General features: G+C 62.7%; 14 protein-coding genes. 3 read left to right on the top strand and 11 right to left on the bottom strand.

What is annotated here, in order from left to right; translation table 11 throughout:
* Positions 1 to 19 precede the first annotated feature (19 nt).
* The 8 genes from AWH62_RS12440 to AWH62_RS12475 form a co-directional block, all read right to left on the bottom strand.
* Positions 20 to 739, bottom strand: a complete 720-nt coding sequence (locus AWH62_RS12440) for a hypothetical protein (protein WP_075190815.1) — start codon at positions 737 to 739, stop codon at positions 20 to 22.
* 127 nt (positions 740 to 866) lie between these two features.
* Positions 867 to 1820, bottom strand: coding sequence for a hypothetical protein (locus AWH62_RS12445; protein ID WP_075190816.1), 954 nt, complete (start codon positions 1818 to 1820; stop codon positions 867 to 869).
* Between the two features lie 301 nt (positions 1821 to 2121).
* Positions 2122 to 4128: a biotin carboxylase N-terminal domain-containing protein gene (locus AWH62_RS12450; RefSeq protein WP_075190817.1), complete on the bottom strand. Its 2007-nt coding sequence runs from the start codon at positions 4126 to 4128 to the stop codon at positions 2122 to 2124.
* Between the two features lie 7 nt (positions 4129 to 4135).
* Positions 4136 to 4945 carry a DUF817 domain-containing protein gene (locus tag AWH62_RS12455; protein WP_075190818.1) on the bottom strand — a complete coding sequence of 270 codons (810 nt, stop codon included), beginning with the start codon at positions 4943 to 4945 and terminating at the stop codon, positions 4136 to 4138.
* Between the two features lie 62 nt (positions 4946 to 5007).
* On the bottom strand, positions 5008 to 5802 hold the full coding sequence (locus AWH62_RS12460; protein WP_075190819.1) for an enoyl-CoA hydratase-related protein: 795 nt from the start codon (positions 5800 to 5802) through the stop codon (positions 5008 to 5010).
* Positions 5803 to 5985: 183 nt separating this feature from the next.
* Positions 5986 to 6378, bottom strand: coding sequence for a hypothetical protein (locus AWH62_RS12465; protein ID WP_075190820.1), 393 nt, complete (start codon positions 6376 to 6378; stop codon positions 5986 to 5988).
* A 121-nt stretch (positions 6379 to 6499) separates the two neighbouring features.
* Entirely contained in the window at positions 6500 to 6820 is a 321-nt protein-coding gene (locus AWH62_RS12470; protein ID WP_075190821.1) for a hypothetical protein, read from the bottom strand.
* 132 nt (positions 6821 to 6952) lie between these two features.
* Positions 6953 to 8560, bottom strand: a complete 1608-nt coding sequence (locus tag AWH62_RS12475; RefSeq protein ID WP_075190822.1) for a carboxyl transferase domain-containing protein — start codon at positions 8558 to 8560, stop codon at positions 6953 to 6955.
* Positions 8561 to 8690: 130 nt separating this feature from the next.
* Between AWH62_RS12475 and AWH62_RS12480 the strand changes: the two genes are divergently transcribed.
* The 3 genes from AWH62_RS12480 (at position 8691) to AWH62_RS12490 (ending at position 12208) form a co-directional block, all read left to right on the top strand.
* On the top strand, positions 8691 to 9530 hold the full coding sequence (locus AWH62_RS12480) for a DUF5694 domain-containing protein (RefSeq protein ID WP_075190823.1): 840 nt from the start codon (positions 8691 to 8693) through the stop codon (positions 9528 to 9530).
* A gap of 189 nt (positions 9531 to 9719) precedes the next feature.
* Positions 9720 to 10355, top strand: coding sequence for a hypothetical protein (locus tag AWH62_RS12485; RefSeq protein WP_143743044.1), 636 nt, complete (start codon positions 9720 to 9722; stop codon positions 10353 to 10355).
* 98 nt (positions 10356 to 10453) lie between these two features.
* Complete coding sequence (locus AWH62_RS12490; protein ID WP_075190825.1) at positions 10454 to 12208, top strand: patatin-like phospholipase family protein; 1755 nt, start codon at positions 10454 to 10456, stop codon at positions 12206 to 12208.
* On the opposite strand, the gene AWH62_RS12495 is transcribed toward AWH62_RS12490, so the two are convergent.
* From AWH62_RS12495 to AWH62_RS12505, 3 genes are all read right to left on the bottom strand, one after another.
* Complete coding sequence (locus tag AWH62_RS12495; RefSeq protein ID WP_075190826.1) at positions 12193 to 12693, bottom strand: lysozyme inhibitor LprI family protein; 501 nt, start codon at positions 12691 to 12693, stop codon at positions 12193 to 12195. The genes AWH62_RS12490 and AWH62_RS12495 overlap by 16 nt on opposite strands.
* 30 nt (positions 12694 to 12723) lie before the next feature.
* Positions 12724 to 13428, bottom strand: a complete 705-nt coding sequence (locus tag AWH62_RS12500; protein ID WP_075190827.1) for a flavodoxin family protein — start codon at positions 13426 to 13428, stop codon at positions 12724 to 12726.
* A gap of 61 nt (positions 13429 to 13489) precedes the next feature.
* Complete coding sequence (locus AWH62_RS12505; protein ID WP_075190828.1) at positions 13490 to 14662, bottom strand: isovaleryl-CoA dehydrogenase; 1173 nt, start codon at positions 14660 to 14662, stop codon at positions 13490 to 13492.
* Positions 14663 to 14695: the final 33 nt, after the last annotated feature.

The following is a 14695-nucleotide window of genomic DNA, read 5'->3' on the forward strand; positions in this document are numbered from 1 at the left end:
CGGCGCCCACGCTTCAGCTCTAGTCGACGGTCACCGTCCCCAGATACTCGATATCGGTGAAGGTGAGCTCGAAGCTCTGCTCGAATGTCTGGAAGGCGGCGCGGCCACTGATTTCCTGCGACATGCGCGTCAGCACCGGCGCTGGCAGACCGTCGAGCTGGTCGAATTGCTGCACCATCTCGAACCGGTTGAGACGCACCGCAAAATGCGGCTTGAAACTCTCGGGCGCCCAGACCCGCAATTGCGTCACGGCGAGCTGGTCTCGCGATACGGTGAGCGCCCCCTGGACATGATCGGCCATCGCCTGGTCGTCCTCATCGAGTTGGGGATCAAAATTGAAGACCAGCCTGTCGCCGGCCTCGTCGGCCAAGGTCAGGGATCCCGGCACGATGTCACTCCCGTCGGCCGAGAAGAACAGCCCGGAGTCATCCTCATCCTCATCAGGTTCCTGCAGTCCGGTCCACATGCCCGACTGCATCTCGGACAAATCATCGAGCGCCGGAGAAACGAGCTGCCAGCGTTCGGCTTCGGGCCGGGTACCGTCGAATCGACCGACCATGACCCCGTCCTCATTGGTCATGGTGATGGTGAAGCGCCACTCGGACTTGTCGGTCGGGACGGCGCTTCGGGACAGCGTGGCGTCAAGGACGGGATGTACCGGGGCCATGCCCGATTGGCCCAGTGCAGGCGCGCTGAAAAGCACGCTGGCAGCGGCAAGCAAAACAGAAACAGATTTCATGGTTTTTGTTCCAGACAGGTTGGTTGCAACAATCACCCCCGCCCCAACCCTGTGCCACAAACGGACACGCGAGGGGACTGCAATCCCCTCGCCTTACAACATTGTCATGCTGATGAATGCGCCCTGCTCAGGCCGCTTGGCGATCGACGAAACCGTCCGGCGCGTCGGGATCGATATCGAAGGTCCGCTCGGACTTCGGCATCACCCGCACCGGCTCGCCCAGAAGTTTGAACTTCAACTTCACGGCAAAGCTCAAAACCCGCTTCATCAATGCGCCAAGCCCATCGGTCCGGGTCTCTTTCGGCACATAACCGAACTGGCGTCGCAGCACGCCATTGGCGTAGAGGATCGAGTTCTGGAGCCGCGATTGCGGGGTCGAAATCTCGAATGGCACGGAGACATTCACGCCCGACTGGTTTTCAATCCGGTGCGGCCCGTGCAAGGGCCAATTTGTTGCCATGCCCGGATGCAGATCAACCGTGAAGGCGTCCTTGTCCCAGGCCGGATCAAAATGGATATCCTCGGTCTTGTCCTTGTGCAGGACGCCCTCGACATCATCGTGATTCAAATAAGGCAACCTCGCCGGATAGGTCCGAAAACGCTTCACACCGCGCATGTGCCACAACATGGTTTCGGACACATCCGAATGGGCGAACACCTGGGCGGACGGCGAGGAAATCAGGATGCCGGCCTCGGCCACCAGCGGCCGGAAAGACGGATCGGCCTTTTTCATGTCGGCCAGCATCGCGTCGTAGATCGGGCGATACTCCGGATCAGTATCCATGGCGTGGCGCAGATTGATCCAAAGCCTGCCCTTGCGGACGGCCTCGATCAGTTCCAGCCCGCTCAGGGCACCCGGGTCACCCGCTCGCCAGCTGTCATGGTCGGTCGCATCGTCACCCATGGTGCAAAAATCGATCATGTCACGCGGATGGCGTTCAATCAGGGCCGCCAGGGCGACGTCGGAGAAGGCATGATGTTCGTGGTAGTTGTGACGTACCGTCATCGGCTCATGACGAAACTTGCGCTTGGCGTCATCCGACCAAGTCGACCCGAACTGATCCATATAGGTGTCACGCATTGATCCATCTCCCGTGATGTCACCGGGAAAAGAGCAAGAGATGTGCCGGTTTCGCGTGTGGGGGGATAAGTGCGAGTGTGAACCGTCCTGTCCCGTCGAAGATCGACCTTCGGTCGGTCCTCCCCATTCATGGCTTGCGGGCAGAAGGCCGTAACCAGGAAATCAGCTCAAGGGTGAAACCGCACAGCGGCGCTTCGCGCCCTTGACCTGATTTCCTGGTTACGGCGGAATCTCGGCAAGCTATCAATGGTGACTTGCGCTCACGCACAGGTCCAAGGCATGAGCGAGGCGAGCCGACGCGTCAGGCGGCTACCACCTCTTCCAGCGCCTCGAGCGCGACCAGCACATCGCCCTCGGCAACCTGGCCGCCCGTCTCGACCGCCAGCTCGCCGATCACGCCGTCGCGCGGCGCGGCCAGGGCATGCTCCATCTTCATCGCTTCCAGCACGACGAGGGCCTGGCCCTTCTTCACGCTGTCACCGGCCTTCACATTGACCGCCAACACCTTGCCCGGCATCGGCGCCTTGATCACATCGCCCGCCTCCAGCGCGTCGGCAGCGGCTTCGGGGTTTTCGAAGGCGTAGACCGTGGCCCGGCCTTGGCAAGCCACCAGAACACCGCCCTCGACCGGTTCACATACAGCGTGCAGGTCGACCCCATCGGCGCGGGCGGCAAAGGCGTAGCCCCGCGCCGTGTCTTCGATGCCGAGATCACGGATATCGGTGATCTCATCACCAATACGGACCGTCAGTCCGCGTCCGGCCCGGGTGAGGACGACCGTGATGATCTCGTCGGCGACGTCGAAACGATGCTCGATCCGCGGCTGCGCATTGAGGCGCCAGCCATCGGCGCTCTCGAACGGGTCAAGGGCACCGCCAAGGATCGGACGCAAGTCGAGCGCCCCCAACAGGGCCAAGGCACCATCGACCGGACGTACGACGGTCGGAACCAGCGTCTCGAGATTGGCCTCGATAAAGCCGGTGGATAGACGAGCAGCAAGAAAATCCTCATGCACGGCCGCCCGACGCAGGAAGGCGGCATTGGTGCGGACCGGATAGACCACCAGCTCATCAATCATGTCGGCCAGGATGTGGGCAGACTCGCGGCGGGTCTCAGCGTGAGCGATCAGCTTGGCGATCATCGGATCATAATGGAGCGACACCTCGCCGCCCTCCTCCACGCCGGTATCAACGCGGCGCCCCGGCCCTGTCTGCGGGAATTCAAGACGCTCCAGCGGACCCGTCGACGGCAGGAATCCGGCCACCGGGTCCTCGGCATAGAGCCGAGCTTCCATGGCATGGCCGGTCAGCCCGATCGTATCCTGCTGCGGCACCGAGCCGCCCGCCGCGACCTTCAGCTGCAACTCGACGAGATCGAGGCCGGTGACCATTTCGGTGACCGGGTGTTCGACCTGGAGGCGGGTATTCATCTCCATGAAGAAGAAGCCGTCCTCGCGCAGATCGCCGGAGCCGTCGACGATGAATTCGACCGTGCCGGCGCCGACATAATCGACCGCCTTGGCCGCATTGATCGCGGCGGAACACATGGCCTGGCGCACATTCGGCGTCATGCCCGGCGCCGGCGCTTCCTCGATCACCTTTTGGTGACGGCGCTGCAGCGAGCAGTCGCGCTCATAGAGATGGATCACCCGGCCACGGCTGTCGCCGAAGACCTGGACTTCGATATGGCGCGGATTGGTGATGAATTTCTCGATCAGGACGCGGTCATCGCCAAAACTCTTGGAGCTTTCGCGCTTGCAGCTGTCCAGCGCCGCAAGGAAGTCCTCGGCCGCATCGACCTTGCGCATGCCCTTGCCACCACCACCGGCGACGGCCTTGATGAGGACCGGATAGCCGATCCGGCCAGCCTCGGCCTCGAGATGGGCGGGGTCCTGATTGTCGCCATGATAGCCCGGTGTGACCGGCACGCCGGCCTTTTCCATCAGCGCCTTGGCCTGATCCTTGAGCCCCATGGCGCGGATCGCTTCCGGTGACGGGCCGACAAAGATAATGTTGTTTTTGGCGCAGGTCTCGGCGAAGGCCGCATTTTCCGACAGGAAGCCATAGCCGGGATGGATCGCGTCGGCGCCGGTGACGATGGCGGCCTCGATGATCTTCTCGCCCAGCAGATAGCTTTCCGAGGCCGGGGCCGGACCGAGCAGGATCGACTCATCCGCCTCGCGCACATGCGGCGCGTCGGCATCGGCTTCGGAATAGACGGCGACGGTGCGGATACCCATCCGTTTGGCCGTCCGCATCACGCGGCGAGCAATCTCGCCGCGATTGGCGATCAGAAGCGTCTTGATCATGAGCCTGTCATCCCCGTGATTTGGTCTCGTCCCGTGAAGGATCTTCGCGCCGGTATTGCACAGCGGCGACCAGCACGAAACTGATGATCATCAGAAGATACCATGAGCCGAGCTTGGCGAGGGAGACCACGTGCCAGCTCACCTCCTGTCCCGGATAGGACCAGGCGCGGGCGAAGGTTCCCAGGTTCTCGGCAAACCAGATAAAGAGCGCGACCAGCAGAAAACCGACCACCAGCGGCATCGGCCGATGCGCCTCATCCGGCCGGAACCAAACCACGCAGCGGCCATAGATCACGACCGTCGCGATGAAAAGAAAAAGACGGATGTCCGGCCCGTAGTGATGCGCGAAGAAGTTTATGTAAACCGCTGTCGCCAAAGCAAATTGCAGCCATAAATTTGGGAATCGGTCGAATCGGAATTCGAAAATGCGCCAGACCCGCGCGAGATAGGATCCGACCGCCGCATACATGAAGCCGGAGAAGAGCGGCACACCGGCAATCCGCAGGAAACTCTCCTCCGGATAGACCCAGCTGCCGGCATAAGTCTTGAAGATTTCCATCACCGTGCCGACGACATGGAAGATGGCAATGACCTTCGCCTCCTCCAGCGTTTCCAGCCGGGTGACCAGCAGGGCGATCTGGATGCCGAGCGCCGCCAGGGTGATGAAGTCATAGCGCGTCAGCGCGGCATCGGCCGGGTACCAGAGGAAGGTCGCCAGCAGCAGGGCCAGCATCAGCCCGCCGAACAGGCAAGCCCAGGCCTGCTTGATCCCGAAACTGACAAATTCGAAAACGCCCAGCGTCCATGGGCCGCGCACGAACCAGGCCCGAAGCGCGGCGCGGCGGGCGTGCAGGAAGGCACGAGGACTGGACAGGTTGCTTACTCCGCCCAGCGCGGCTTGCGGCGCTCGAGGAAGGCGGCCAGCCCTTCCTGCCCCTCCTCCGAGGCGCGGCGCTTGGCAATCGCCTTGGCGGTGTGCACCGCGAGACCGTGATTGATCTCCTGGTCGGTCACATCATCGACCAGCTTCTTGGCATCCGCGACGGCGCCCGGCGCGGCGGAGAAAGCCAGCTTGGCGAGATACTCTTCCATCTCCGCCATCTCGTCAGCATTCTCGACGACATATTGGGCAAGCCCGATCTGGTGCGCGAAATTGCCGTCAAAGCCTTCGCCCGAGGCGAACAGGGCGCGGGCCCAGCGCGGACCGATGGCGCGGATGACGAAGGGCGAGATGGTGGCCGGGGTCAGCCCGAGGCGCACTTCGGAAAAGCGGATCTTCGCGTCTTTCATGACAATGCCGACATCACAGGCCGCCAGCAGTCCGGCACCGCCGCCCATCGCCGCGCCCTGGACCAGGGCGACGGTCATCTGCGGCAGGTCGTAGAGGCGCTTGAGCATGGTGGCGAGCGCCATCGCATCCTCTTCATTGTCGGCCTCGGTGTAATGCGCGGCCGCCTTCATCCAGTCGAGGTCGGCGCCGGCGGAAAAACTGCCGCCATTGCCGCGCAGGAAGACAATGCGGACCGCATCGCCATTGGCCCGCAACGTCTCGAACGTGTCGGAGAGCTGGGCGATCACCTCGGCATTGAAGGCATTGTGCTTGTCGGGCCGGTTGAGCGTGACCACGGCCACGCCGGCCGGGCTGACATCGAGCAGGACGGGGGCGTCGGTCATGGCAATCTCCGCAGGCAGGACTGTATGAAATCAGTCCCCTAGCCTTAAGCCTCCGGGCGCCGCGCAACAAGCCGCCAGATCATTTTCGCCATGGCCCGGACAGAAAAACGGGCCGACGGTTTCCCGCCAGCCCGCTTTTGCCCCCAGCCCGACAGCGCCCCTACGCCGCCGGTATCGCCGCGATCAATCGCCGCGGAAGACCAAGCCCTTGATCATCGACAGGATGATGATGGCCACGAAATAGCCGATCGCCAAGGCGCCGAGATAAAGCAGATACGGCGTCTGGGTGAATTGTCCACCGAAGGCGGCAATGTCGAAATCGCCGGCTCCGCCACCACGCACCATCGGCATCACCACATCGACGATGACATGAATGATCACGCCGACAACGGTAAAGATCAGGATGGCGCCAAATTCCCGCATCAGGAGAGCCAGCACGAGCGCAATCACGCCCAGCTGAATGCCCAGCGGCATCCAGTTCACCACCGTGCCGTCGCCGGCATAGGCCGCAAGGCCCGGCATGAAGAAGTCAATAGCGGGCTGGATATAGCCCATGATCTGGTCGAGAAATTCCATTACGCGGTCCCCTTCCGCAAACAAACGCTGCGCTCACCTTACCCCAAGACAAGTGCACAGTGTTAACGTTCTAGTGAAATTTTCGTCTTGGAAAGCGGGTTCTCCTGACAGGCGAGTTTTCTTAACTTTTTGTGACAACCCGTTTGATCGCGAACAGGATTCCGATCACCACGAGATAGCCGACAAACAAGACGCCGACATAGCGCCAGAAATGCGCTTCCAGAAGTGGCGGAAGGTGAAAGCCGCCAACCTCTGCAATCACGGGCGCAAGCCGTTCCAGGATGATATGGGCAATAACGGCGCCGCCGGCCACGACAATGAGACGCGACCATTTTGACAGGATGAGCGTGCCCACGGCTGCGACCAGCAGGCCGAGCACGGCATTGACCTCGGCAAAGCCCTCGCGGGCGAAGCTGAGAAATTGTTCGACAAACTCCGGCATGCACTCCCCCTCCGCCATGTTCTGGCGGGTTCAACACAACCAGCCTTAACAGGAATTAACCCGTTGTCACGCCGGAAAGTCGAGGAGTTGTTCGCCGCAACGCTTTGAAATTACGCGCTTTGCCGGTAGGCGCTACATCCGGAACAGACCAAATTTCGTCTTCTCGATCGGCGCATTCAGCGCGGCTGACAGCGACAGACCCAAAACCCGCCGCGTATCCGACGGAGCGATGATGCCGTCATCCCACATCCGGGCGGTCGAGAAATAGGGATTGCCTTCGGCTTCATAGGCGTCGCGGACCGGCGCCTTGAAGGCGGCCTCGTCTTCCAGCGACCAGTCCTCGCCGCGCGCTTCCATGCCGTCGCGCTTGACGGTGGCCAGCACGGCAGCGGCCTGCTCGCCGCCCATCACCGAGATGCGGGCGTTGGGCCACATGAAGAGGAAGCGCGGGCTGTAGGCACGTCCACACATGCCGTAATTGCCGGCGCCATAGGAGCCGCCAATGATCACGGTGAATTTCGGTCCGCGATAGGTCGAGACGGCGGTGACCAGCTTGGCACCATCCTTGGCAATGCCGCCCGCCTCGTATTTCGAGCCGACCATGAAGCCGGTGATGTTCTGCAGGAAGACCAGCGGGATGCCGCGCTGGGCGCACAGCTGGATGAAATGGGCCCCCTTCTGGGCGCTTTCCGAGAACAATATGCCGTTATTGGCGATGATGCCGACCGGCATGCCGTAGAGCCTGGCAAAACCGGTGACCAGGGTCTCGCCATAGAGTTTCTTGAACTCGTCAAACTCCGAACCATCGACCAGTCGGGCAATCACTTCGCGGACATCGTAAGGCGCCCGGATATCGGCCGGCACGACCCCATTCAGCTCGGCGGTGTCATAGGCGGGTTCGCGCGGCTCGGACAGATCGAGATCAACCTGTTTGACACTGTTCAGCGTGCCAACAATGCGGCGCGCCGTGTGCAGGGCGTGTTCGTCATTGGCGGCGTAATGGTCGGCCACGCCCGAGGTCCGGGCATGGACATCGGCACCGCCGAGATCCTCGGCTGAAATGACCTCGCCGGTCGCGGCCTTCACCAGGGGCGGTCCGGCGAGAAAGATGGTGCCCTGCTTGCGCACGATGACCGTCTCGTCCGACATGGCCGGCACATAGGCACCGCCAGCCGTGCACGACCCCATCACCACGGCAATCTGCGGAATGCCCTCGGCCGACATATTGGCCTGGTTGTAGAAGATGCGCCCGAAATGGTCGCGATCGGGGAAGACGTCGGCCTGGTGCGGCAGGTTGGCGCCGCCGCTATCGACCAGATAGACACAAGGCAGCCGGTTCTGCATGGCGATTTCCTGCGCCCGCAGATGCTTTTTCACCGTCATCGGGTAGTAGGCACCGCCCTTGATGGTCGGGTCATTGCAGACCACCATCACTTCGCGTCCGGAGACCCGGCCAATGCCGGCGATCATGCCGGCACCGTGGACATTGCCCTCATACATGCCATTCGCCGCCAGGGCGCCGATTTCCAGGAAGGGCGAGCCGGGATCCAGCAGGCGCTCAACGCGCTCGCGGGGCAGAAGCTTGCCGCGCGACAGGTGTTTCTCGCGCGAACGTTCCGAACCGCCGACGGCAGCAGCGGCCGTACGCACCTGCAGGTCTGCGACCAGTTCCGCCATCGCGTCGGCATTTTCCCGGTACGCGGCAGAGTTGGTGTCGAGCGCGGAAACGAGCTTGGTCATGAAGGCCCCGAAAGCTGCAATCGTGCTGGCTGATTAACCCGCGCACGGCGTCGATGGCAAACAATCATGCATCCGAACCGGTTTCCCGGCGCATCATGATGCCGACAAATCCAGTCGAGGGGAGAATATCATGCGCGCCACACTTGCCGCCTTCACCATAGCCATCGCCTGCGCCACCGCGCCGGCCGCCAGCGCCGGTGCTGATGACAGCCCGCCCCCGGGACAAGTCATGGTGCTGGGAACATTTCATTTCACCGGCGGCGGCAGCGATATGATCAACCCCGAAGTCGACGACTTCCTGGCACCGCACCGACAGGCCGAGATCGCCATCGTGCTCGACCGACTCGAAACCTTCGCGCCGACACGTATCGCGGTCGAACTGACGCCCGAACACGAAGCCGGCTTCAATGCCCGCTATCTGGAATTCGTCGGAGGCGAACGGGAATTGGGCGTCAATGAAAGGCAGCAAATCGGCATGCGCCTGGCCGCGCGGCTCGGCCATGACCGCCTTTACGCGGTCGACCATCCCGGCGGGATGGATTTCGACGCCATGCTGTCGGCCGCCCAGACCGCTGGTCAGACCGACCTCCTGGCGACGTGGGAAAGCTATATCGGCGAGGTCCGCACGATACTCGCCGAACGGGACTCGCTGGACCGGTCGATCCTGCAACGGCTTGTCTCGGAGAATTCGCAACCCACCCGCGATATGCACAATCTCTATCTGCTGCTCGCCCAGATGGGCGGCGCCAATGACCCGACCGGGGCACGGGAAATGACGAATTGGTGGGGCCGAAATCTGCACATTTTCTCAAATATCGCGGAAATTGCGGAACCGGGTGAGCGCGTCCTCGTTATTTACGGAGCCGGGCACAAGGCCCTGCTCGACGCCTACATCCAGGGGGCGCCGAATATCGATTGGATAGAACCCCTTGATTATCTTGCGCCAACGAACCTGGAGGCAATGGAATAGGCCAAGTCGGCTCTCGCTCTGCTTGGCACACCGGGCCGGACCGCGTATGGTTGCAAGGTCGAACCGGCTTGTTGGATTCTTAATGAGTCACGCGACCGGTTAAGACATGATTCAGTCCTCCCTTGCAGGCTGATGGGGATTGAAGGCGGATTGCGGTACACTGGGTCCGGTTTCTTGTGGGAGGTGCATATGCGCGTGCAAGCATTTGTTATCGCCACGCTTTTCGTGGCGGCAACGGGCCAGGCCCAAGCCCGGCAGTCGGCCGATTCGGCCGCCTGGATGACGGGAATCGGTGAGGCCAACACGGCATCGACCGTGCGCTGGCGCGTTAATACTTCCTCCGCCTCGAATGTGGCCATCCTGGCCGACCACGCCGCGTCCGACCACGCCGATATCGCCGCCGTCTCCGGACAAGTCGACATCCACCCATTCGGCGATGAGTTCTATCTATCGGCCGGCACGATCGCCCAGCGCCGCGACCGCGCTATCCCGGCCTGGATGCGCCAGGGCGATGCCCCGGCCTGGTCCGCCTTTCCGCACGCCGAACTGTCGGAAGAACTGACGCGGTCCAATCTCGACGCGCTGACCCGCTATTTCGGTGCCGGCATCACGGTGCGCACCATGGATGCCTGGAGCATCACGATGGAAGGCGGTGCCTATTTCCAGGATACCAGCGAAGACCAGATGATTCTGTTCGATCCGGAAACCGGCGAACGCATGCCGCTGCTGGACGACCTCGACCGTATCGACGCCGATGCGATCGGTGAGAGCCAATCCCGCTCGGTCCGTCCGGTCGGTCATCTGGTCCTGCGTCGTCGTTTCTGATTATTATCCCTGGTGGACCGGCGCCACCGAGCATCCCCCTTCATAACCCAGCGACCGGGTTCTAGAGTGGCCACTGATTCAAGCCGCTGACAGGTCCCATGCCTCTCAATCTTTCCTTCCTGCCCTTCCTGAACCGGGTCGAAAAATCGGTTCTGGATGCTGTCGAGCACGAGGTGGAATGGTTTTGCCTACCGGCCGGCCAACTCCTTTTTCGGGAGGGTGATGAGGCGGACGCCATCTATCTGGTCCGCTCCGGGGCCCTGGCGGCCTTCCGCAACGGGGCGCTCGGGCGACCCGACCTGATCGGCTATATCCGCGCCGGCGAGCCGGTCGGCGAGATGTCCATGCTCGACGAGACCCCGCATTCGGCCAGCGTCTATGCCTTGCGTGACAGCGAGCTGGTGCGCCTGCCCAAGGCGAGCTTCGAACGCCTGACCAACAAGCATGCCAGTCTGATGCGAGAATTATCGCGCATGATGCTGACGCGCCTGCGGGGGCCGCGGCGCGCCTCCGGGTCCGAGCCGAAAGTCTTCGCCCTTATTGGCACTTCACCGACCATTGATCTCGACTACCGGGCCAAGGAGCTGGCGGCGACGCTCACCGGCATGGGCGCGAGCTGCGGGATCGCCGACGAGGCCTGCGCTGATTGGAGTGGCCAAAAGCTGGACGCGCTGGAGCGCGAGCACGACATTGTGCTGATGACCGCCCGTTTCTCGGATCCCGCCTGGGCCCGCCGCGCGATGGGCCGGGCCGACCGGATGTGGTTGTTCGCCCGCGCCGATGCGCGACCGTCAACGCCCTTGCTGCCGGACGATCCCTCGCCCGCCATGCGGCTGAAACTGCTGGATGTCGTGCTGCTCCACCCGGGCGGTGTAAGCGCCGCCTCGCGACCGCAGGATTGGGCCAATGCTGCCGATGCATCGCGTGTCTTCCACTGGCGCCAGAACCAGCACGTCGCCGACACGGCCCGCCTCGCCCGCACCCTGTCCGGTCGCTCGGTCGGCCTGGTTGTCTCCGGCGGCGGCGCCCGCGCCTATGCCCATATGGGCGCGATCCGCGCCCTGCGCGAAGCGGGCCTGCCGTTTGATTTTGTCGGCGGCGCCTCGATGGGCGCCATCATCGCGGCCGGCGTGGCGCTGGACTGGTCCGATGATGAGCTGGAGCAGCGCATCCGCAAGGCCTTCGTCGATTCCAACCCGCTGGACGACTGGACCCTGCCGGTGGTCTCGCTGGCCAAGGGCGAAAAGGTCGATACCCGCCTGAAGGAGCATTTCGGCGATGTCGAGATCGCGGAAATGGTGCGGCCCTATTTCTGCCTGTCGTCAAACCTCGCCAGTGGCCGCCCGCAAGTGCACCGTTCCGGCTCGCTGAGACATGCGCTGCGCGCCTCGATCGCCATTCCGGGCCTGTTGCCGCCGGTCGTGGTCAATGGCCAGATCCTGGTCGATGGTGCCGTCTTCACCAATTTCCCGGCCCGCGAGATGCGCGCCTTCCACCGCGGCGCCGTCGTGGGCGTTGATGTGACCCGGGCGCAGGGCCTCAACCCGGCCGACTTCGAAAACCCGCCCGGCTTTCTCGAATGGGTGCGCAAGAACGGGCTGAAATCACCACCACCGATTGCCTCCCTGTTGATGCGCGCCGCCACGATCGGAGTTGCCGACCACCGCGACATCGGACGCGAGGCCGCCGACCTGCTGATCCTGCCGGAGACCTCAGTCGATATCCGCGAATGGGAACGTTTCGAGGAAGTCCGCGATGCCGGCTATGACGCGGCGCAAGGCATGCTGGCCGGCATTGATGACGAGATGCGGGTCACGCTGGGCCTGACGGCGGCGGTTCAGAAGGGCGGATAAACCGCATCCCAATGCATCAGCTCGATGGCACGTTCAGCCGTCTTGCTGGTCAGGCAGCCCGCTCGCTCGAGCCCTTCCATCGACCCGCCCGCATAAAGGCCTGACAGGAAGAGACAGTCCTGGTCGCGATGCGCCATCCAGCCGCGCTGGGCCTCGCGCAGGTTGACGACGGCATCTTCCGGCAGGCTTTCGCGCAAATCCCGATAGGCTTCATTCAGCCAGCGATCCCAAGCCTCATACTCTTCGCCGACGCACATCATCATACCGACCATGGTCTCACCGTCGGCGGACAGCGTTTCGCAGGCCGTGCGGTATTCGCCGATGCAGGCTTGGCGATCAACCGGGCCGGCTTCGCGATAGAGGCAGGCATCGATCGTGTCATAGGCCGACAGACGATCCATGCCGCCCGGCTGGGCGCCCGCGGGTTCGGCGGTGCAGCTCACCGCCAGAAACGCCAGAGCGAGCAGTGTTGGGGGATAGATCATGCACAATTCCTTGTCGTGGCAGCGAAGACGTCAACGATACTCCGGATTGGGGTGGTCAAAGCGTGCACCCGCGTCCCAAGCCTTGCGCGAATTGCCGTCGGCAGGCAAGCCGCCGGCCCGCTTCAGCATCGCCGCCATATGCATCAAATTCCAGCTCATGAATGTGGTATTGCGCTGGGTGAAATCATTCTGCGGACCGCCCGAATTCTCATCAAGATAGGATGGGCCCGGGCCTGCCTCGCCGATCCAGCCGGCATCGGCTTGCGGCGGAATGGTGTAGCCGACATGCTGGAGTGCATAGAGCACGCTCATCGCGACATGTTTGATGCCGTCTTCATTGCCGGTCACCAGACAGCCGCCCACCTTGCCGTAGACGCCGTACTGGCCCTTGTCATTCATGTCGCCAGACTGGGCGTAAAGGCGTTCTATCAGCACCCGCGCCACCGAGCTTTCCTCACCCAGCCAGATCGGCGTGCCAACGACCAGGATGTCCGCCGCCTCGATGCGCTGCCACAGCTGCGGCCAGTCATCGGATGACCAGCCATGCTCGGTCATGTCGGGATAGACGCCGGGCGGGACGTCGTGGTCGACCAGGCGGATGAGGTCGGTCGTGACGCCTTGTTTCTCCATGATCGCGCGCGACACTGCCATCAGACCTTCGGTATTGGAGGTCTCGGGCGAGCGCTTGAGCGTGCAATTGACGAAAACGGCTTTGAGATCGGAATAATCAGCCATGAAAAAGGCTCCAGGCAGCGATTGCCCGGAGCCTAACATGTCTGGCGCCCGTGTCGGGAGCCTAGTTCGTCTCGTCGAACAATTCGCGCCCGATCAGCCAGCGGCGGATCTCCGACGTGCCGGCCCCGATCTCGTAGAGTTTGGCATCGCGCAGCAAGCGGCCGGCCGGGAATTCATTGATATAGCCATTGCCGCCCAAGAGCTGGATCGCGTCCAGCGCCATCTGGGTCGCGCCCTCGGCGGCGTAGAGGATGGCACCGGCAGCGTCCTTGCGCGTGGTCTGACCACGATCGCAAGCCTGGGCCACGGCATAGACATAGGCCCGCGTGGCATTCATCCGCACATACATGTCGGCCAGCTTGCCCTGGACGAGCTGGAATTCGCCGATCGATTTGCCGAACTGCTTGCGCTCGCGGATATAGGGCATCACCACATCCATGCAGGACTGCATGATGCCGACCGGGCCGGAGGCAAGAACGGCGCGCTCATAGTCGAGGCCGGACATCAGGATTTCGACACCCTTGCCCTCCTCACCCATCATGTTTTCGACCGGGACTTCGCAGTCCTCGAACACCAGTTCACCGGTTTCGGATCCGCGCATGCCCAACTTGTCGAGCTTCTGAGCGACCGAGAAGCCCGTCATGCCGCGCTCAATGATGAAGGCGGAAATGCCGCGCGAGCCGGCGCTGGTATCGGTCTTGGCGTAGACGATCAGCGTATTGGCGGCCGGCGCATTGGTGATCCACATTTTCGAGCCATTGAGCACGAAATGATCGCCCTTGCGCTCCGCCTTGAGCTTCATCGAGACAACATCAGAACCGGCGCCCGGCTCGGACATGGCCAGAGAACCGACATGCTCGCCGGAGATCAGCTTGGGCAGGTATTTGGTTTTCTGCTCGGGATTGCCCCAGCGTCGCATCTGGTTGACGCAGAGATTGGAGTGGGCGCCATAGGACAGGCCGACCGAAGCAGACGCACGGGAGATTTCCTCCATCGCGATGACGTGCTCGAGATAGCCAAGCCCGGTACCACCGTCTTCTTCGCTGACGGTGATGCCCAACAGGCCCAGATCCCCCATCTTCTTCCACAGATCGGCCGGGAAGATGTCGGTCTTGTCGATCTCGGCCGCACGCGGCGCGATCTCGTCGCTGGCAAAGGAACGGACGGTGTCACGGATCATTTCGGCCGTGTCACCGAGGTTGAAATCGAGCGAGGGATATTGGTTCGGTATCATGCCGCGCGATGTAGCACGGCCCGCGACCGGGTC

The organism is Maricaulis sp. W15 (genome assembly GCF_001924955.1).
GTDB lineage: Bacteria > Pseudomonadota > Alphaproteobacteria > Caulobacterales > Maricaulaceae > Maricaulis > Maricaulis maris.

Excerpts from the sequence above, each read along its gene's own strand:
- AWH62_RS12465 (WP_075190820.1), bottom strand. The coding sequence starts at position 6,378 with ATGGAATTTCTCGACCAGATCATGGGCTATATCCAGCCCGCTATTGAC.
- AWH62_RS12440 (WP_075190815.1), bottom strand. The coding sequence starts at position 739 with ATGAAATCTGTTTCTGTTTTGCTTGCCGCTGCCAGCGTGCTTTTCAGC.
- AWH62_RS12450 (WP_075190817.1), bottom strand. The coding sequence starts at position 4,128 with ATGATCAAGACGCTTCTGATCGCCAATCGCGGCGAGATTGCTCGCCGC.
- AWH62_RS12470 (WP_075190821.1), bottom strand. The coding sequence starts at position 6,820 with ATGCCGGAGTTTGTCGAACAATTTCTCAGCTTCGCCCGCGAGGGCTTT.
- AWH62_RS12505 (WP_075190828.1), bottom strand. The coding sequence starts at position 14,662 with ATGATACCGAACCAATATCCCTCGCTCGATTTCAACCTCGGTGACACG.
- AWH62_RS12485 (WP_143743044.1), top strand. The coding sequence starts at position 9,720 with ATGCGCGTGCAAGCATTTGTTATCGCCACGCTTTTCGTGGCGGCAACG.
- AWH62_RS12490 (WP_075190825.1), top strand. The coding sequence starts at position 10,454 with ATGCCTCTCAATCTTTCCTTCCTGCCCTTCCTGAACCGGGTCGAAAAA.
- AWH62_RS12500 (WP_075190827.1), bottom strand. The coding sequence starts at position 13,428 with ATGGCTGATTATTCCGATCTCAAAGCCGTTTTCGTCAATTGCACGCTC.
- AWH62_RS12475 (WP_075190822.1), bottom strand. The coding sequence starts at position 8,560 with ATGACCAAGCTCGTTTCCGCGCTCGACACCAACTCTGCCGCGTACCGG.
- AWH62_RS12495 (WP_075190826.1), bottom strand. The coding sequence starts at position 12,693 with ATGATCTATCCCCCAACACTGCTCGCTCTGGCGTTTCTGGCGGTGAGC.
- AWH62_RS12445 (WP_075190816.1), bottom strand. The coding sequence starts at position 1,820 with ATGCGTGACACCTATATGGATCAGTTCGGGTCGACTTGGTCGGATGAC.
- AWH62_RS12480 (WP_075190823.1), top strand. The coding sequence starts at position 8,691 with ATGCGCGCCACACTTGCCGCCTTCACCATAGCCATCGCCTGCGCCACC.
- AWH62_RS12460 (WP_075190819.1), bottom strand. The coding sequence starts at position 5,802 with ATGACCGACGCCCCCGTCCTGCTCGATGTCAGCCCGGCCGGCGTGGCC.